At 64.2% G+C, this 18,576-nt stretch carries 14 protein-coding genes and 1 riboswitch; of the genes, 2 read left to right on the forward strand and 12 right to left on the reverse strand.

Annotation, left to right across the window (positions count from 1 at the left end; translation table 11 throughout):
* Nucleotides 1-78 precede the first annotated feature (78 nt).
* From AC1C2U_RS02500 to AC1C2U_RS02530, 7 genes are all read right to left on the reverse strand, one after another.
* Nucleotides 79-903 carry a carbohydrate ABC transporter permease gene (locus AC1C2U_RS02500; protein ID WP_495360142.1) on the reverse strand — a complete coding sequence of 275 codons (825 nt, stop codon included), beginning with the start codon at nt 901-903 and terminating at the stop codon, nt 79-81.
* On the reverse strand, nt 900-1,823 hold the full coding sequence (locus AC1C2U_RS02505; RefSeq protein WP_495360143.1) for a carbohydrate ABC transporter permease: 924 nt from the start codon (nt 1,821-1,823) through the stop codon (nt 900-902). Before AC1C2U_RS02505 ends, AC1C2U_RS02500 begins: the two co-directional genes overlap by 4 nt.
* A gap of 493 nt (nt 1,824-2,316) precedes the next feature.
* Nucleotides 2,317-2,435: riboswitch (SAM riboswitch) on the forward strand.
* A gap of 147 nt (nt 2,436-2,582) precedes the next feature.
* Entirely contained in the window at nt 2,583-4,871 is a 2,289-nt protein-coding gene (locus tag AC1C2U_RS02510) for a glycoside hydrolase family 3 N-terminal domain-containing protein (RefSeq protein WP_495360144.1), read from the reverse strand.
* A complete protein-coding gene (locus AC1C2U_RS02515; protein ID WP_495360145.1) occupies nt 4,868-7,147 on the reverse strand; it encodes an alpha-L-rhamnosidase in 2,280 nt (759 codons plus the stop codon). The genes AC1C2U_RS02510 and AC1C2U_RS02515 overlap by 4 nt, the downstream gene beginning before the upstream one ends.
* 87 nt (nt 7,148-7,234) lie before the next feature.
* Nucleotides 7,235-8,056 carry a carbohydrate ABC transporter permease gene (locus AC1C2U_RS02520; RefSeq protein WP_495360146.1) on the reverse strand — a complete coding sequence of 274 codons (822 nt, stop codon included), beginning with the start codon at nt 8,054-8,056 and terminating at the stop codon, nt 7,235-7,237.
* 1 nt (nt 8,057) lies between these two features.
* A complete protein-coding gene (locus AC1C2U_RS02525; protein WP_495360147.1) occupies nt 8,058-8,987 on the reverse strand; it encodes a carbohydrate ABC transporter permease in 930 nt (309 codons plus the stop codon).
* Between the two features lie 98 nt (nt 8,988-9,085).
* The gene (locus AC1C2U_RS02530; protein ID WP_495360148.1) at nt 9,086-10,234 is read right to left on the reverse strand and encodes an ABC transporter substrate-binding protein; all 1,149 of its coding nucleotides are present in this window, start codon (nt 10,232-10,234) and stop codon (nt 9,086-9,088) included.
* 337 nt (nt 10,235-10,571) lie between these two features.
* On the opposite strand from AC1C2U_RS02530, the gene AC1C2U_RS02535 reads away from it, so the two are divergent.
* On the forward strand, nt 10,572-11,609 hold the full coding sequence (locus tag AC1C2U_RS02535; RefSeq protein ID WP_495360149.1) for a LacI family DNA-binding transcriptional regulator: 1,038 nt from the start codon (nt 10,572-10,574) through the stop codon (nt 11,607-11,609).
* On the opposite strand, the gene AC1C2U_RS02540 is transcribed toward AC1C2U_RS02535, so the two are convergent.
* The 5 genes from AC1C2U_RS02540 to mobF all read right to left on the reverse strand — a co-directional run bounded on the left by AC1C2U_RS02540 (nt 11,606) and on the right by mobF (nt 18,255).
* Nucleotides 11,606-12,571 carry an IS481 family transposase gene (locus tag AC1C2U_RS02540; RefSeq protein ID WP_495360150.1) on the reverse strand — a complete coding sequence of 322 codons (966 nt, stop codon included), beginning with the start codon at nt 12,569-12,571 and terminating at the stop codon, nt 11,606-11,608. The two genes, AC1C2U_RS02535 and AC1C2U_RS02540, sit on opposite strands and share 4 nt — an antisense overlap.
* A 98-nt stretch (nt 12,572-12,669) precedes the next feature.
* On the reverse strand, nt 12,670-13,956 hold the full coding sequence (locus AC1C2U_RS02545) for a hypothetical protein (RefSeq protein ID WP_495360151.1): 1,287 nt from the start codon (nt 13,954-13,956) through the stop codon (nt 12,670-12,672).
* Nucleotides 13,957-13,961: 5 nt separating this feature from the next.
* Nucleotides 13,962-14,228: a hypothetical protein gene (locus AC1C2U_RS02550; protein ID WP_495360152.1), complete on the reverse strand. Its 267-nt coding sequence runs from the start codon at nt 14,226-14,228 to the stop codon at nt 13,962-13,964.
* Nucleotides 14,229-14,316: 88 nt separating this feature from the next.
* On the reverse strand, nt 14,317-14,673 hold the full coding sequence (locus tag AC1C2U_RS02555; protein ID WP_495360153.1) for a sulfate permease: 357 nt from the start codon (nt 14,671-14,673) through the stop codon (nt 14,317-14,319).
* 132 nt (nt 14,674-14,805) lie between these two features.
* Nucleotides 14,806-18,255, reverse strand: coding sequence for a MobF family relaxase (gene mobF / locus AC1C2U_RS02560; protein WP_495360828.1), 3,450 nt, complete (start codon nt 18,253-18,255; stop codon nt 14,806-14,808).
* On the opposite strand from mobF, the gene AC1C2U_RS02565 reads away from it, so the two are divergent.
* Nucleotides 18,164-18,373, forward strand: coding sequence for a hypothetical protein (locus tag AC1C2U_RS02565; RefSeq protein WP_495360851.1), 210 nt, complete (start codon nt 18,164-18,166; stop codon nt 18,371-18,373). The genes mobF and AC1C2U_RS02565 overlap by 92 nt on opposite strands.
* Nucleotides 18,374-18,576: the final 203 nt, after the last annotated feature.

Below are 18,576 nucleotides of genomic sequence, written 5' to 3' on the forward strand. Positions count from 1 at the left end.
TCCATTCTGCGAGTACTGCTCTTGGTTCGCCGTCGGCACTCCGACGGTCGCTTTGGAGGCGGGACCTGACCGCCGAGCTCAGCCCTTCAGCCCCCCCGAGAACCCCTCGATCACGTAGCGCTGGAAGATCAGGTAGAGCACAAGGATCGGCACCATCGAGATGATCAGGGCGGCGAAGACGAGGGGCCAGTTCGTCGAGTACTGTCCAACGAACTGATAAATCGCCATGGGGATCGTGAGTTGCTCCCCCCCAGCGAGGTACAGCAGCGGGGTAAAGAAGTCGTTCCAGATGGCCACGCCGTTGAGGATCACGCATGTGCCGAGCACCGGGCGCAGCATGGGGACGACGACGTACCAGAATACGCCCACGTTGCCGCATCCGTCGATCCGCGCTGCCTCCTCGAAGTCAATGGGCACGCCCGTCCGCAGGAAGGTGGTGATCAGAAATATCGAGAACGGCATCTGCACTCCTGTGTAGACGATGACAAGGGACCAGACGCTGCCTAAGAGCCCAATGTCGCGCATCTGTATGTAGAGGGGCAACAGGGCGAGCTGGAACGGAATCAGCAGTCCAACGAGAAACACATAGAAGGTCGCATTGGAGAGCCGGGCTGTCGACCGTGCGAGCGGGTATGCCGCCATCGTGGCGAAGGCGATGAGGACGACACACGACAGCGTCGTGACGAGGATGCTTGTGAAAATGGCCCCCGGCAGCGACGACTCCGTCCACGCTTTACCGAAGTTGCTCAGCGTCGCGCGACTGCTCGGGATTATGCCTGGCGTCAAGTCTCCGGACGGACGTATCGCCAGATTGATTAGGACGTACACGGGCAGGAGGAAGACGACGGTGACACCGTACGCACCGGTATGAGAGAGGACGTTCAGGCCCGATCGCTTGGTCATGTCGGTTGCTCCTGCCGACGCAAGACCGAGAATTGAACGAACGACAGCACGCCGATCGCGACGGCCAACACCAGTGCGAGAGCGGCAGCCTGACCGTACTGACCGAAGACAGAGAACAGTTTGTAGATCAGCGTCGACACGGTCTCCGTCTGACCGCCGGGGCCACCCCCGGTGATCGCGAAGATCTGATCGAAGATCTTCAGGCCACCGATCAGTCCCAGCATCAGATTCACAGTGATAGCGGGCGCAAGCAACGGCCGCGTTACAAACCAGAAGCGCTTCCAGTAGCCGGCCCCGTCAAGCGCCGCCGCCTCAAGCAGCTCTGGAGGTACGCTCGTCAATCCAGCCAAGTAGATCACCATGGTTGCGCCGGTGAACTGCCAGACGATGGCCACGATGATGATCGCCATTGCCGTGCTGGGAGTGCCGAGAAAATCGACCTGTGCCAGGCCCAGAAAGGCCAGCGTGGTATTGATCGCACCAATACCAGGCGGTCCGAAAATGTACTGGAAGAGGTAGCCCACGACCAACGCCGAAACGACCATTGGAGCAAAGATGATCGTGCGGAGGATGCTACGGCCGACGATTCTTCCGCTCAAGAGCAGAGCGAGCGCCAGCCCAAGCAAGTTCTGCACAAGGACGACAGCCAATGCGAGGAACAGCGTGCGCACGGCCGCCGCGCCGGCATCGCCTTCGAAGATCGTTGTGAAATTCTCAAACCCGACGAACTCGAGTGTCGGCGCGATGGACCAGTTCGTGAACGAATAGAAGACCCCCTGCGCGGACGGGAGGAGAACCACGTACACGTAGACGGCGGCGGCGGGCAGGACGAACCACCAAAGGCTTCGGCCGATGGACCGGCCGCTGCGAGGCTTCCTATCCGCACGTTCGACGGCGTCCGCAAAAATCTGGGGGGTCACTGACGTCGTCACCGGCACAGTCCCAAAGCGCCCGCCGCCGTGTTGGCGAGCGTGGACCAGCGACGGGCAGGTCGTGGCTCCGTCGCAGAGTCTCGAAGGATAGGCATCCGGCTCCCTTGCTGGCATACGGGTGTGGAACTCTATCGAGCGCGTTCTGTATAACGTTATACGCGGGTTCAACTCGACGCAAGGAGTTCCCTGCAACGACTCATTCACGGCGTGCGCCCCTCTAGCATCATTCGACGATGATGTGGTCGATTCGGCTGCAGCATCAGCGTCGACTGTCCGCTGCTGACGGCGGATCGCGATAACTCGCGGAGCGCAAGCACGACGAATACGTGGGTGAGCGCGACCAGCGCCATGCGTCTGCGGGGCCGTCCAGACGTGAACGATCGCCTGACCTCACAACCGCCGATCCGCGCCGACTAATGTGAAAGAAGTTTTGGGATCCGTCGTACGGCCGAGGGCGCCGGCCGCCCATGTGCTTCTGAGAGGTCAGGAGTTCCACCGGCACGCCTATGGACGTGGGTGGACGGCAACCGCGCTGCCCGGCACGGATGCCGTCTGGAGAAGACTTCGGCCGTCCAGACCAAGGACAGCCAATAGGGGCGATCGCCCCCTTTCGTCCTCGAAGAACCTCCGACCCCTCCACTGCGAGCCGCGACACCCCGGTTCATCCCGAGAGCATTCGGCCAGTACCCCCACATTGCCAAGGCTCAGTGAGGAGGTCGAGACGCTCATCGGCAAACGAACGACGACTCACCGCGCTGGAGCGCGTGAATCGACTACCTCAAACGAAGCGCGCAAGAGAGATTCGACTGCAGAATTCGGACCAACGAGCACCTCAAACGACCCCGGTTCGACCACTCGGTCGCCATTCGCGTCGACGAGCGAACATTCCGCGGCGCGGATCTCGACAGAGACGGTGAGACTGGCGCCGGCGGGCACGCTGACCTGCGTGAACGCCTTGAGCTCCCGATCCGCCCACGTGACGCTGGTGGTCGAGTCAGAGATGTAGGCCTGCACGGTCTCGAGCGCAGGCCTCTCGCCCGTGTTGGTCAGCGTTACTGTTGCGACCACCGTGTCGTCAATTCCTACATCGGTCTCCGCCAATCTCAGGTCGCTGTACTCGACGCTTGAGTAGCTGAGTCCGAATCCGAACGGAAACAGCGGTGCCTGAGTCATGTCGGCGTACCGATCGCCGTGCTGCCCTCGAATCTGGTTGTAGAAGACCGGAAGCTGTCCTACATGGCGCGCGACGCTGATCGGGAGCCGACCGGAAGGTTCGATGCGTCCGAGGATGAGTTCGGCGATCGCGCACCCACCTTGCATGCCGGGATTGAATGCCTGGATGATGGCGTCGGCCGCGAGGGCGGACTCGGGCAATGTCGACGGCTTCGACTGGATCAAGACGACCACGAATGGCTTACCGGCGGCAGCAACCGCGTCGAGGAGAGCGATCTGGGATCCCTGAAGTTCGAGTGTCGCAGTTGAACGACCTTCCCCGGTTAGAGCGACGGTGTCGCCGACGACCACGACAACGGTATCGGCCCCGTCCGCCGTGGCGATCGCTTCGGCGATCTGCTCGGGATCTGGAACTGACGGAGAGAAGATCGGCGGCCGTGGCTGTCCGTCTGCATAGGTGGAACCGGCCGGGTCGGGTAGCAACTCGCCCAAACTCGCCCCGCGGCTTGCTGTGACGGCCCACGTCTGCGGCACGAGCTCGCGAAGACCGTCGAGCACTGTTGACGTGAGTTCGCGCGGATGGCCGTCCGGCATCCAGTTGATCTGGCCGGATGCCCCAGCCCAGTCGCCCAGTTGAGCATGGGGATCGTCCGCAAGAGGTCCCAGTACCGCGATGCGATGTCCGCGTGGTGCGGCTGGAAGCGGCAACAGCCCGTCGTTCTGGAGTAAGACCAGCGCCCGTCGCGCCATCTCGAGATTCACAGCGCTGTGCTCTGCGGATCCAATGACGTGTGCTTGAGCAGCTGGGTCCGGAACCCTTGGGTCCTCGAAGAGGCCCAGTTCGAACTTGAGGGTGAGTATTCTCTTCACCGCGCTGTCGATTTCTGATTCCTCGAGGCGACCCTGCTCGACAGCAGATTGGGCGGCTTCGAAGAACTGGGGCGTGTTCATGACGAGGTCGTTTCCGGCGTTCACGGCGACGATCGCCGCGTCGACGTCGTCAGCGCATACGCGCTGTTCCCAGACCATTCGGCCCACGTTGTCCCAGTCAGTGACGAGGGTGCCCTGGAATCCCCACTCGCCTTTCAGCACATCGTTGAGCAGCCACTTGTTGGCGGTGATGGGAACTCCGTCGATCGCCTGATAGCCGAGCATGAAGGTCTGGCACCCGGCTTCCACGGCTCGTTGGAACGGGGGAAGGAACCAGGCGCGCAGTTTTCTCTGGCTCAGGTCTGCCTCGCTCGCATCGCGGCCGCCCTGCGTCTCTGAGTAGCCGGCGAAATGCTTGGCGGTTGCCATGACCGAACTCTTGTCGGTGGGACCCTTCCCCTGATAGCCACGAATCATCGCGGCCCCGAGCTCACCGATCAGGTAGGGGTCCTCCCCGAAGGTTTCGTCGACGCGACCCCACCGCAGGTCGCGGCTGATGCAGAGCACGGGCGAGAACGTCCAGTGCAGTCCGGTTGACGCGATCTCCATCGCGGCCGCACGCGCGCCGCGTTCGAGAAGGTCAGGGTCCCAGGTGCAGGCCATTGCGAGTTGGGTGGGAAAGATCGTGGCACCCGACCAAAAGGAGTGGCCGTGGATGCAGTCGTCGGCCATGAGCAGCGGGATCTGCAGTCGCGTTTGGAGAACGAGCTTTCGAGCCTCGAGCATCCGCTCCGGCGATGCGTGCAGAAGTGAGCCCCCCAACCGCGTCTGCACGAGTTCGGGCAGGTCGTTGCGAGCATCCAGCTGCAGCATCTGTCCGACCTTCTCTGCAAGGGTCATGCGGGAGATCAGGTCCTCGACGCGTTGCGCTACGGGAAGGTTGGAGTCGGTGAAGGGCACGCCGGTGAGATCCGGCCGGCGGGAGGCGCTCATCGCGTCCCACCATCGACCAGGACAGCAGCCGGCAGCGTCACGGTGTGTGTACCTGACGCTAACCAACGGTCGGCGGTGCGAGGCCAGACGACCTTCGCGGAGACGCTTTCGGGCACGGTCGCCCGCAGGTGGACGTTATCTCCGTCGCGGTCCCAGCGCACGGAAGCGAACCCATGGGGGGTCTCCAGCGAGGTTTCGGCCCAATCGACTCCTGCCTCGACCTGCGGGGCGATAAGGATGCGTCGGTATCCGGGTTCGAGGGGCGCGAGCCCTCCGACGACTCGGTGGAGCCAGTCGGCTATGGCGCCCAGTGCGTAGTGGTTGAAGCTCGTCATGTCACCGGCGTTGATGGATCCATCCGGAAGCATGGAGTCCCACCGCTCCCAGATCGTGGTCGCTCCCATCGTCACCGGGTACAGCCAAGACGGGCACTCCCGCTGAAGGAGCAGTTGATAGGCCGTCGCTGCGTGTCCGGTATTCGTCAGAGCATCGGCGATGAACGGGGTGCCGGCGAATCCTGTCGAAATGTGGAATCCGCTCTGCTCGACAAGCTCTGCAAGGCGAGCGCCGGCCCAATCCTCTTGTACTGAATCGAGCAGACCGAACACGATGGCGAGCGAGTATACGGTCGTGCAATCGCTGAATATCCTTTCGCTGGAGACATATTCACGTTGAAACGCATCCCGTAGGTTGCGAGCGATCGATCCGAACTCTTCAGCTTCGGAGGTGCGTCCGAGAATTTCTGCCGCAGCTCGAACGCGATCCGCCGTTCGGTACGCGCACGCGGTCGCGACGACGCCAGGGTCGGCCTTAGCGAGCTCCGGATGCTCGGCCGGGGCATCAGGGTCTAGCCAATCCCCGAATTGAAAGCCTCTGTCCCACACCCCGGACGGTGACAGCAAAGACTTCACTCGGCGACCGTGCGCGAGCATGGACGGGAAAGCTTCTTCCAGAACTCGTGGGTCACCGTACGCCTCCCACAGTGACCACGGAACCCAGACGGCCGCGTCGCTCCAGAACGCCGCCGATTCATCAGCGGTTGCTCCACCCTGCGGCTTCACCGCGTACTTGAGGATGTCCGGAACGACGTACGGGACTATTCCGTCATGGTGTGCCTGCTCGAGAGCAAGGTCTCGGAGCCAATCGGCGAGGAACTCCTTTGCATCAAAAAGGAAGGCGGCCGTCGGTGCAAATGCGGAGATATCGCCGGTCCAACCCATTCGTTCGTCACGCTGCGGGCAGTCAGTCGGAAGGTCGATGAAGTTGCCGCGCATGCCGCGGACGACGTTCTCGTGCAGTTGGTTCAGGTCGGGAACGGAACACTCGAAGTGTCCCGTTCTGCGCAGGTCGGAGGACAGCACGATTGCCCTCACGTTGTCGTGGATCCCGCGGAGGTCGTCTGGCCACCCATCGAGTTCGGCATAGCGAAAACCGTGGAACGTGAATGTGGGTTCGAAGGTGTCGTTCCCGCCGCTGAGGGTAAATCGATCGATGGACACCGCGGTCCGTAGCGGTCGCACCGCAAGTTCACCGTCGTCGAGGACTTCGGCGTGCCGGGCAGTGAGGACGGCTCCTTCCTCGCCGCTCACGTTCACGCGAAGGAATCCCACGACATTTTCGCCGAAGTCGATGAGGACCTTGCCGGACGCGTTCTGCCAGACCTCGACAGGGGCGAGTTCGGCTATTCGCCGCACAGGCGCCGCTGGGTCAAGAGTCAGCTCGCCGGCGTAGTCAACGACGTGGACGCCTCCCCACTGGGCGTTCTCGTAGCCGGGATACTTCCATCGCTCGTCGATCTGTCGCGCGTCGATACTCTGACCGTCGTAGAAGTCGTCGGAGGTTGTCCCACCCGGCCCGACCCGCCAGGACTCATCGGTGACGATGATCTGCTCGAACCCGTCGACGTACTTCACGCGAAGCTCGGCGAACGCGGCGATCTCGTCCCCGTAGCGTCGAGTCTCAATCCATCCCAACCGACCGCGATACCAGCCATTGCCGATCGCAATACCAATCGTCGAATCCTGGGCGATGAGATCCGTGACGTCATGCTCGACGTAGTGCAGTCGCCACTCGTAGCTGGTCCACCCAGGAGTAAGGACGTCCGTCGACACAGAAGCGCCGTTGATCCAGGCCTCGCAAACTCCCAGCGCGCTCAGGGAGAGTGTCGCCGAGAGTACTGCGCCGTGGCCTTTCTCCAGGGTCAAGTCGCGCCGAAACAGGGGTGCGCTTGAAGGCTCAACATCTGCGGCGATGAAGCGTGCGGTGGGGTTGCTCACTGTAGGTCTTTCATGCATTGAGGGCGGCGTGCGGACAGCTGACGATGCGCAGAGCGCTCGCAACAGGCCGCGTGGTTCGAGATGCGATCAGCCTTTCAAGCCGCCCGCGAATCCTTGGACGATGTACCGCTGGAGGAGGAAGTACGCGAGGAGTACCGGCAAGATGCTGATGATGATCCCGGCGAAGATGAGGTTCCATTGCGCGCCGTACTGGCCGACGAATCCGTAGATCGCCACCGTGATCGTCTTCTGGTCCGAGCCCGAAAGGTAGAGGAGAGGGTTGAGGAAGTCATTCCAAGTGGCAACAGCAGTCAAGATGATGAGGGTGCCCGTGATGGGGCTGAGGAGTGGGAACACCACGGACCAGAACGCGCGAAACGCGCTTGCTCCATCAATGGCCGCCGCCTCTTCGTATTCGCCGGGTAGCGATCGCATGAAGCCGGCGTAGAGGAAGATCGAGAACGGCATACTCGCCCCGACGTTGACCAAGATGACACCGGCCAGCGTGCCCAGCAACCCGAGGTCACGAATGGTCTGGTAGAGCGGGAGGAGTGCGAGTTGGGCGGGGAGCAGCAACCCGGCCAGAAACGCGAAGTACGCGGCCTTCGACCATCGCGCACCCACTCGCGAGAGAGGGTAGGCAGCGGCCGCTGCGAAGATCAAGGTGAAAACGACGGTGACTGCCGTGACGATCGCACTGTTGAGCAGTGCAGCGGCCAAACCCCCCTGCTGCCAAGCGTCGATGAAGTTCTGGAAGGTCGGCGATTGCGGAAGGGCCAGTGTGTCGCTCTGGTCTCCTGGTGCCTTGAGCGCCAGGACCACTAGGACATAGATCGGGAACAGGAACGCGAGCCCTACGAGAATCGTGCCAACTTCGAGGATGGCCGTTCGCCACGTGTACTTGAACATCTCAACGCTCCTGCTTCGCGAGAAGCCAGTACTGGATGGCGGAGACGCCCGCGACGAAAATGGTGAGGACGACCGCGAGGGCCGCGCCGTAGCCGAACCGGCCCAGCTGGAACGCGTTCGAGTAGATGAGGGTCGAGATCGTGTTCGTAGAACCTCCCGGTCCGCCCTGTGTCATGACGAAGACCTGGTCGAACAGCTTCAACCCGCCGATGATGGACAGCATCAGGTTGATGGTGATCGCCGGGGCGAGTGAGGGGCGGATCACAGACCAGAATCGGCGGATCGGCCCTGCCCCGTCGATGGCTGCAGCTTCAAGGACTTCTGGCGGAATGCCCTGTAAGCCGGCCAGGAAGATGACCATCGAGTAGCCCACGAACTGCCAGATGACGACGATCATGACCGACCAGATTGCGACGTCGGGATTCCCCAACCAGTTTTGTTGGAGCCCACCGAGTCCCACCGCTTCGAGCGCTTGGTTCACGCCGCCATCCGGGGCGAGGAGGTTCTGCCAGAGGAAGCCGACGGCGATGGAGGTGATCACCACGGGAGCGAAGATGAGCACCCGAACGATGTTGCGTGTCTTGATGCGGGAGTTGACGGCGAGAGCCAACAGGAGACCAATGGCGTTCTGAACGATCATGACCACGATCGCGAGGAGCAGCGTGTTCCTGATCGCCGTGAGCCCGTAGGGATCGGAGAAGATTCGAGCGAATTGGTCGAAGCCCACGAACGACGGGTCGGGGGAAACTCCATCCCAGTCAGTGAAGGCGAACAGGCTGCCCTTGACGCTGGGCACAACGACGGCGAACACGTAGAGGGCTGCTGCGGGGATGATGAACCACCACACCGATGCCGCGTAACCACGGTACCGACGTCGCGGCTTCTTCTGAGGAGCAGTGGCCTTTACGCTCTCGGCCAGTGTTAGTGCCATGGTGTTGCTCGTTTCGTTGCTCTTGCTGTGGAAACCGAGTCGCGGCGCGATGACATGTGGTTCACATCGCACCGCGACTCGATTGCTGCTGCTCGGTGTTAGCCCTTGAAGGCGTCATCCATCGACTTGAGCAGATCGGCTGCCGATGCCTGGCCGCCGATGAACGTCTGCAGTCCGTCTGTATAGGTCTGATTGACGACCGAGTTCGGCCAGGTCTGGTCGGGGAAGGCGACTGTGTCGTCGCTCCGGGCCTGACCAGCGACACCAGCGAGCTCCGGGGTGGGCGTGTAGCCATCCACAGGAGCGCTCGGGAACATGGATCCGGCGTCGAGGGCGATGTTCAGACCAGCGTCCGACAGGTAGAACGCGACGAACTTCTTCGCCAAGTCCAGGTGCTCCGACTTCGCGTTGACCCCGTAGCCGGCACCGAGGCCGACGGGCAGGATCGTCTCGGAGGCATCGTCCGTCGCGGGGAACGCTGCGGTCTCGAATGTGGTTCCCTCGGGAGCCAGTTCCTGAATCGCGGCGATCTGCGGGCTGACCGTCACGATGCCCAGCGCGTCGCCCGCGGCGACCTGGCCCTGAGCTGCCTCGAGGCTGGTACCGGTCGCGTCGGCAGTGAAGCAGCCCGTGTCGGTCATCTCCGTGATCTTGTCCAGTGCTTCCGTCCACTTCGAGTCGCTGAAGGAAGTGTCACCGGAGGTCTGCTCCGCTACGAAGTCGGGGTTCGGTCCGTAGACGAGCGACGCCGTCAGCGCGTAGGGCAGGTTGGTGTAGTTGCCGCCGGCGAGAGCGCCGAGCGCGTATGCGACCTTGCCCTGGGACTTGGCTGTGGCGCAGAGGTCGAGAACTTCGCTCCACGTGGTGGGGGGCGTTGCTCCAGCTGCCTCGAGGGCCTGGGTGTTGTAGATGGCGGGGATGATCGTGAACCCGTTCGATCCCATCAAGACCTTGCCGTCGGCACCCATGACCGCCTTGTTGGCGTCGTTGTAGTTCGACACCCACTCCTCATCAGTCAGGTCTGCCAGGTAGTCGCCCTTGGCGAGGGTCTGAGCCGTGATCGGGTTGCCGTTGCCGGGGAAGACAACGACGATGTCGGATGCCGTCCCGGAGACCAGCTCCGTATTGATCTGCGTCAAGATGCCCGGCCACGGCAGACCTGTGTACTTGATGGTGACGCCGGGGTTGTCCTTTTCGAACTGGGCGATGAGCGCTTCGGCTACGCCGTCATCCGCCCAACCAGACATCGTGAGCGTTGTCTCGCCGCTGTCACCGGAGTCGCCCCCGACCGAACACCCCGCGAGAGTCAAAGCCAGGACTGTGGTCGCCGCGACCGTTAATGCTGCAGGTATCTTTCGCATGAAATGCTCCATTGGACTTCACTGGACCGCTGAGTCGGTGCGCTCAGACGGGAGTCGCCCGTAGAACGGAAATATCCGCCCGGGTTGTCGAATCGACACTAAATGTCCGGGTGGCCGCTTGTCAATCGATTTACATAAATCGATGTACGTTTTCGATAACAATTGTCGAGACGATCGATAGACTCTGGGTTTGTGGCTGTTCAGAAGGCCGGAGGGAGGCACGATGACGCGGGAGAGCGTTCAGGCCGGACGAAAGCGTCGACCATCGCTGGCAGACGTGGCCAATCACGCCGGGGTTTCACAGGGTGCGGTCTCGAAGGTGATTCGGAACGCCTACGGAGTCAGTCCCGCAATGCAACAGCGCGTTCAGGAAGCGATCGAAGCCCTCAACTACCGGCCAAGCACCTCAGCCCGCGGGCTGCGCGGGCAGACTTTCACGATCGCCATTGGTTCCGAAATCCCGCAGATCGGGAATGACTTCTTCACCCAGGTCACAACAGGCGCTGCTCGCCGCCTCGCGAACTCCGGATACCAACTGATTATCGCGCCCGCCCTGGAGGGGAAAGGCGACAAACACGTCCTGGATGCTCTCGCAGATCGCCAGGTCGACGGCATTATTGCGATCTCACTGGACGTGAGTTCAGAGTGGCTGGATCGGCTCGCGGAATATGTCCCGGTGGTGTTGGTCGGGCGTCACGATCAGCCGCAGAACTACGACACTGTAACCAATGACGATAACGCTGGCGTCAACCTTGCAATGGACCATCTGCTCACTCTCGGCCACACCAAGATTTCGCACCTCACAGTGCGTTCCGCGGTGGACCTTCCAAAGTCCAGGGCTCCCCACGCGATTCGACAGGCAACGTACGAAGCCCGGATGGCTGAGCTCGGTCTCGTTCCCCACGTCGTCTACTCCGATGCGTCCGAACACTCCGCCTCCGCTGCAACACTCGACCTGCTTGACGACGCGGCCCGGCCGACAGCGATCTTTGCCGGCAACGACACACTGGCAATCGGAGCCCTTCGGGCGATCGCCGAGCGCGGACTCACCGCGAGAGATGTTTCCGTCGTCGGCTATGACAACATTGAGCTCGCCAGCCACCCGCTGGTCTCGCTCACTACCATCGATCAATATGGCGAGGTGACAGGGACCACGGCCGTGGAACTTCTCCTCGAACGCATCGAGAATTCCCGCAACGAGGCCAAGCAGATCAAATTGGGCCCGACGATCCTCGTCAGGAATTCAACCTCCGCACCCTAGATGTATTTCCCCGTGAGGTTGTGAACGCGGGCTGAGGGTGTGAGGCCGCCGATGCCGGTGTGGGGTCTGTGGTGATTGTAGTGATGCACCCACGCCTGGTAGGTCGACGCGCGGGCTTGGTCGCTGAGGTACGTTGCGGCGTAGGCCCATTCGGTCGCCAAGGTGCGGTTGAAGCGCTCGACTTTCCCGTTCGTCTGCGGCCGATAGGGGCGGGTCAGGCGGTGTCGCACGTTGTCGCCGAGCACGTTCTTGAACGCGTTCGACCGGTAGCAGGCGCCGTTGTCGGTCATCACTGCGGTGACCGTGATGCCCGCGTCGGTGAAGAAGTCTCGGGCGCGTTCCCAGAAGCCGGCGGCGGTTTCCTTGCGTTCGTCGTCGAGGATCTCGGAGTACGCCAACCGGGAGTGGTCATCGACCGCGTGGTGCAGATAGGCGTAGCCCCTGCCGCGGCGCCCGCTGTTCTTGCGGCCCTGGGTCTTGCCGAGCATGCGCCAGCCTCCGCCGTCCGGGATCCGCCCGAGCTTCTTGATGTCGACGTGCACGAGTAGCCCCGGCGCGGCGACTTCGTAACGGACCGGTTTCGGCTTGCGGACCGGTAAACCAGTGCTCTGATCCAGGCACGCCAGCAGTGGCATTCGATACCGGTCGAGCACGCGCCCGACCGTGGAACGGGCAACACCCAGGTGGAACCCGATTCGGTGCGGCCCCCACCGCCGCGTGAACCGCAGCGCGATGATCCGACGCTCCAGCCTGCGCTGACACCGCGACGGCGACGCGAGCGGCCTCGAGCTTCGGTCTGTCAACGCCTCGCCCGCACGGTATCGGCCAGCCCAACGTGACGCCGTTGCTGGCGAGCACTGGAACCGTTCCGCAGCGCGGCGCACGGACCAGCCCTCCTCGACGATCAGAACCGCAAGACGACGATGCCCTTCAGGCGTCAAAGGAGCATTAGCGTGAGTCACGAGGACCTCCGTGGAACGACGTGTGTGTGGTAACCCACATCGTCCCGGAGGTCCTCGCCTACATCACCCCACGTTCACAACGTGTCGGGGAAATACATCTAGCGCTCAATTCGAATCTCCAGTTTTGCAGCGGTTCGAAATTGCGATGGCCGTGCCGCAAGCCGTAGTCTCGCGCGGGCCATCACGCGTCGGGCGTCGTCTGACGCGATCGGGCCTGTATACAGCCGCGAGCTGACTTCCTGCACTGCGATCATCATCACGAGGTCGTCGGCGTCGACACGCTGCCTCCCCCGGGCCACGCGAGCCCGGTTCTCCATTTCCGCATCCGCCGCGAGACGCGCTCGATTCCGCAGTACGTGCATCACGACTGCCTCTACGCGATGCTCATGCTGCCGCTTCTGCTCCGCTCGCCGCACCGTCGCCTTCGCGCTCCGCACCGCCGCAGCGACGTCGCGGCTCGTAAGCAGGTCGACCCGCCGACTGCCGTCGAGCACGACGTCAACCGCCCTCGCCCACATCACATCATCTACATTCATCGGCGGCAGGGCCATCCGTTCACGGGTCGCGACGTAGGACTCGGCGAACTCGCGCATCCGGACGTGGTGCTTGAGCATGTGCTGCGTCAGGGACTCGCCGAAGACGGTCGCCTGACGCACGTGCTCGGGGAGCGTGGGGTCGCCGAAGAACGTGACGGCGGCTCGCTCGTTGGCGCGGCGTTCAGCAGCGGTTGTCGGGTGCAGGAGCTTCGGCGGCAGGCCCGCCCGGGCGAGCGCGCGTTTGAGTCGGCGGGCAGCGGCGTTCGCCTCAAGCTCAGCCGCGTAGACCTCCGGGTCGGCGCGGCGGGCGCGCTGCAGCTCGGCACGGCGCTCATGCTGGCCCGAGGCCCACGCCTGCCGCCTGGCCTTCGTCCCTGCGGGGTCAGCGTCACGGCGGGCCGTCGCCCGGGCGTTCACCGTGTCGCGGTGCGTGCGGTAGTAACGGTTGTAGTACTCGCGCACCCTGTCGCGGTTCGCCGCGACCCAATCGCGCTGGTAGTCCCGAACGCGATCAGAATTCTCCTCCCGCCAAACGCGCACGCGTGTGCGCGACTTCGCTCGAGTTTCGGCATCGCGACGCTTGCGGGCAGCGGTGCGGCGCATCGAGTCGCGGTTGTGATCGCGGGCGCGCTCGAGATGCTCTTCGCGCCACCGACGGTTCAACTCGCGGATGTGGTCGCGGTTTGCCTCGACCCATCTGCGGCGCTGAGCGCTGAGCTCCTCCGGATGCTCGAGCCGATATCGTCGGTCGCGCTCGCGCTTTCGCGCGCGAGCAACCTCTTCTCGCTTGGGCGTGCGGGACGTCGGCGCCGGCTGGGGCGCAGCATCCTTGTCGACCGGGCCGCTCATGATCGCTACTCGCTCGGTGGCGGCGCCAGTTCGACGACGAGCGCGAGCAGATCGGACCGGTACGCGGTCGGGTCAGCGATCGCTCGCGCGACCGCTTGACCCAGCCGCTCGACATCGGCGGCGGGCAGACCTTCGACAGGCTGCAGGCAGTACTCGACATCGTCCTGGATGCGGTACTCGCCGTTCTCAACAGTGACCTCTGGGTAATAGAACAGCGCGGCCAGCGCAGTGCGTCCGAGTAGGTCGTCGAACTGCTCCTGCGAGATCATCATGGCGGGCCTCCCTGTCGGCGTGCTCGTATGCGACCAGCCTGCCGTGAACGAGAGGTGCGCCGACAGCGCCGTGCCGTGCGACCGTCCTTCAGTTTCGGAGCGCGGGTTCCGCGACCCGGGCCCGCTCCTGCTCAGCCTCGAGTTCGAGCATCGCGAATATCCGTCGAGCGCGTGCCTCGCGTGCGCGCACACGAATCAGCCGCACGAGGGTCGCGGGGCCGGCGACTAGGAACTTGAACGCGTTCCAGACGCACAGCAGCGCGAGTGCGCCGAACCAGCCACCGTGCTCCGTCATCTCGGCGAATGCGAGGCCGGCGAGGAGGTACGGGATGGCGAGCAGCATCGCCGGCCCACCCCACTTCAGGCCGCGACGCGTGTGGATTGCGTCCAACACGATGCTGGTCGGCATGAAGCGGCGAAGGAAGACTCCAGTGCGGACGCTCATGGCCCAGACGAGTGCGAACATGCGGCTGCTCTCCGATCGGTCAGCAACGAGAACCTGGAGAGACGGCCGGTCAGTCGTCGTGCCATCGCATCGAATGATGGCGAACGCATCTAATGCTGCCTAACCCGCACTTTAGACCCGAAGTCCGACATCCGAAAGGCCCGCGTTGACGTTCGGCACATGGTCGCGGGTCCGGTCGTTTTCACGATCCGCGATCCGGCGGGCCGCTTCGAGGGCGGCGCGGGCGCGCGTGGCATCTGCCTTCTGGGCATCGGATGTCGGTTGGCCGATGCCGAGCGGGCGGCCTCCGACGATTCTGTAGTGGTCACGGTACGCGGCGATGGTTGCCGCGTGTTGGCGCCACAACGTCCCGTCGGATCCGATGGATGGCGCCCCGAGCGCGCGCATCCACGACTCCCCAGACGCGATTGCCTGCTCAGCCAACGCCATCGCTCGCGTCTCGATGAGGTCGGCTCGCTCGCGCAGCGCCCGCTTCGATGCGGCATCCATCGGTCCACCAGCGATCGGAAGTAGCCCGGCGACGAGACGTGGCGTGTGCCCGCTACGTCCAGCTGCGACATCCTGCGCCATCGCTCGCGCAACCCGTGCCCGCAGTACTGCGGCGATGTCCGCGGCATCCTCGATACCGCGCCGCCTGACCACGCGAGTCAGCAACGTCCCGACATCCGCCCGGTGTGCCTCAGCCCGACGGAGCTCCGCCCCGAGTGGCCCGAACGCCTCCGAGCCGACCACTGCATCCGCCTGCTCGCCAGTGAGCCCGCTGCCTCGCACGAGCGCAACCCAGCGCTCCTGCTGTGCGGCGGCGGCGATGGTCTCGTACTCGGCGGCGAGCTGCGCGATCGATCCCCAGGTCTCCTGCTCAGCGATGACCATCTCGTGCGCCGAAAGGTCGGCACCGACATGGTGAAGCACGCCGACGAGCACCGACTGGGCACTCGCGTCGGCGTCATCACGGGGCCGGATGCCTGTGTGTGCGACATCTGGGCGGTCGAGTGCGACGTATGCGGTGTTGGCTTCGCGTCCGCGGGTCATGGCGACGTAGAGGTTCTCGCGCGTCATGCCGCGGGCGACGACGACGTGCGCGGTATCTGTCGTCAGGCCCTGAGCGCGATGGGCAGTCACGGCGTACCCGAGTTCGACGTGCTCGGCGACGTACCCGGCGGGCAAGAGTGTGCTGCTCCCCCACCGGCGCCCCTGCCGCCGCACCTCGAGCGCTCCGTTCCGGTGCGCGGCGAGGACCGTCCATCGGTCGCCGTTGCGAACCCATGCCCGACCGGTCCGAAGACGCCGGTCATTGTGGCGGGTGATGATCATGTCTCCGGCCGCGGCGCGGGTGCCGTCATGCAGGCTGACCTCGTGCAGGGCATCCACCCGCCCGTCGAGAATCGAGTCCGTGCGCGCCCGCTCATTCAGAGCGGCAACGGCCCCGGTCGAGTCAGTGATCAGCACACTCACCCGGCCTGCACGAGTGTCGGCCCGCCACGCGAGGTAGGCGGCATCCGCCATCTCCTCGGTGTCGCCATCCCGCACGCGGTCGTGCGCGAGATAGCGGTCGATGGATGCCTCGTCGCCACGGCGCAGGCCGAGGGATGCCGCTTTCTCCCAGTCGTGCACGAATCGGTGCACATCGACGAGTTCAGGCGCATCGCGCCGGTCGTGCACCAGCATCGCGAACGCGCCGCCAGCATCCACGGATTGCAGTTGGGCGTAGTCGCCGACGAGCAGCACCTTCGCACATATCGCCGCGGCGAGCGCGCTCACCCGGTCGAGGGCGAGCGTTCCGGCCAAGGATGCTTCATCGACGATCACCAACTGGCCTGCGCGGAACGCGTCGCCATGAGCGAGGTGGTTCGTCCACCACTTTGCGAGATTCTCGGTCGCAATGCCGAGGTCTTCGGCGAGGACGTGTGCGGCGGCGGCCGACGGCGCGAGGCCAACCACAGAGCCGCGGCCGTGCTCGGCCTCCCAGGCGCGCCGGAGCGCGCCCATGACCGTGCTCTTGCCAGCGCCGGCCGGGCCGACGAGCACGTCGACGATTCGGCCCGACCCGACGATCGCCTGCAAGGCGGCCGACTGATCATCACCGAGGGACCCTCCGCCCGGCAGGCGTCGGCGGGCGACCTCGTGCAACGTGGTGATAGCGATCGTCGGTCCCGAGACATCCGTCGCCCGCTCGCGAAGCCGCGCCTCAGCGTCTATCAGCGCCTCGGAGGTGTAGACGATGGAGTGCTTCGGGCGGAAGACTGACGTGCCATCATCGCGCTGAAACACGGCCGGGCTGGACGCGAGCTCGGGCGGAGTGATGCGCAATGACGCACGCTCAGCCGCGTCAACGACGAGCCCGATGATGGCCTCACGATCGGAAGCCGTTGCGAACCGGTACTGCATGGTCTGCCGTGCGGCCTCGGCGGCCAGATTCCAGTGCCGCCACGTTGCACGCTTCTCGCTCACTGCCTGCAACACCTGTGCGCCGAGGGTTGCAACGACGTCGATCGGCACGTCTTCCGCGTGCAACACCGGCGGCGAAACATCCGCGGCTGCAATGCGCGCCCATTCCGTTGCATCCTGCCCGATCACCTGCGTTGCACGCTCCCGCCACCCGCGCGTGAGCTCGGCGAGTGAGCGCACGTGTTTCTCGGGACGCGTCGACAGGGTCGCCTGTGCACGGAGCTTCATGATCGTCGCCCGGCTCGGGCGGTGACCGTGTGCATCCATGTATTCGGCGATGAGGCGATCGGTCGCGGCATCGATGTGGTGCGAGCGCGTCGAGAACTCCGCGACCAGTTCCTCGGGCACGACGGCGATCGCCCACGCCGGGTTGCGGTCGCGGCCGCGCTCGCGCTGCTCCCACTCGACACCGAGCGTGCGCGTGAGCGCATCCGCGAACAGCGCCTCGTGTAACTCCGACAGCGCGACGACCGCGCCGTGCAACGGGCGCCCGTCGAGGGAACGCCACTTGCCGTCGAGCACTGTCTGCACCTTGTTGCTCACCACGACATGCGTGTGCAGGTGTGGATCGCCCGCGCGACTGTCGAAATGATCGAACGCCGTCGCGATCAAACCAGCGACATCGACCTGGGCGACAGCGCCATCGGCAGCCGCCACGCCCGTACGGGTAGCTGCAACCTCACGTTCCATGAACGCGACCACCTGCGCGACCGCGTCGTGGTGTGCGCCCACGATGATCTCCTGCGTCGTGGCATCTGCCACGCCCCAGAGCACGCTCGCCGACTTCGGCACCGAGAAGGTGAAGTCGAACCCGGCCACGGCGCGCTTGCTGCCCTCATAATGTGGGAATGCGCGGCCGAGCGGATCGCCGGTGACCGGATCACGGCCGAGACCGATCAGTAGTTGGAGTTGCTCCTCGGTGACTTCATCGCCGGCGGCGAGTTGGCCGCCGCCGCCGAGACCGCGGACGCCGTCGCCCATCCATTGACCGGGTGGGGTTCCCCTCGCCTCGTAGTAGCGGGTGAGGGGTGTCGCCATCGACCGCACCCCGTCGCCGGCGACGACCGTGCGCAACAGGTACCGGCATCCGTCGCCGGCACTCATCACCCGCATCGACACCGTCACCCGCGCCACCCCCGATCACGCGATCAAGGTGCGCGCCCTCGATCTGCAAGAGGCGTGGGAGATCCGCGGAGTGCGGGTAGGGAGGTTCGGTTCGCAGCTCTGGTAGCGGACAGACGCGACCATCGGCACGCAGAGATTGCCGATCGACGTGTTCTGGTTGTTGCGTTCGAGGCACATTCATCGGGCCCTTTTGCGGGCAGGTCGTACGGGATTGGGCCATGTTTGGATGCCCCGTCCTCACAACCCCGTTCGAGAACGAGACGACCGCCGCAGGCGACGACCAGCTTTCGGTCACACTCGGACTCCATC

The organism is Agromyces sp. Y575 (assembly GCF_059445445.1).

Coding starts and splice junctions, on each gene's coding strand:
- AC1C2U_RS02500 (WP_495360142.1), bottom strand. CDS start 903: ATGACCAAGCGATCGGGCCTGAACGTCCTCTCTCATACCGGTGCGTAC.
- AC1C2U_RS02510 (WP_495360144.1), bottom strand. CDS start 4,871: ATGAGCGCCTCCCGCCGGCCGGATCTCACCGGCGTGCCCTTCACCGAC.
- AC1C2U_RS02520 (WP_495360146.1), bottom strand. CDS start 8,056: ATGTTCAAGTACACGTGGCGAACGGCCATCCTCGAAGTTGGCACGATT.
- AC1C2U_RS02525 (WP_495360147.1), bottom strand. CDS start 8,987: ATGGCACTAACACTGGCCGAGAGCGTAAAGGCCACTGCTCCTCAGAAG.
- AC1C2U_RS02530 (WP_495360148.1), bottom strand. CDS start 10,234: ATGTCTGGTTGGGCGGATGACGGCGTAGCCGAAGCGCTCATCGCCCAG.
- AC1C2U_RS02535 (WP_495360149.1), top strand. CDS start 10,572: ATGACGCGGGAGAGCGTTCAGGCCGGACGAAAGCGTCGACCATCGCTG.
- AC1C2U_RS02545 (WP_495360151.1), bottom strand. CDS start 13,956: ATGAGCGGCCCGGTCGACAAGGATGCTGCGCCCCAGCCGGCGCCGACG.
- AC1C2U_RS02550 (WP_495360152.1), bottom strand. CDS start 14,228: ATGATGATCTCGCAGGAGCAGTTCGACGACCTACTCGGACGCACTGCG.
- AC1C2U_RS02555 (WP_495360153.1), bottom strand. CDS start 14,673: ATGAGCGTCCGCACTGGAGTCTTCCTTCGCCGCTTCATGCCGACCAGC.
- mobF (WP_495360828.1), bottom strand. CDS start 18,255: ATGCGGGTGATGAGTGCCGGCGACGGATGCCGGTACCTGTTGCGCACG.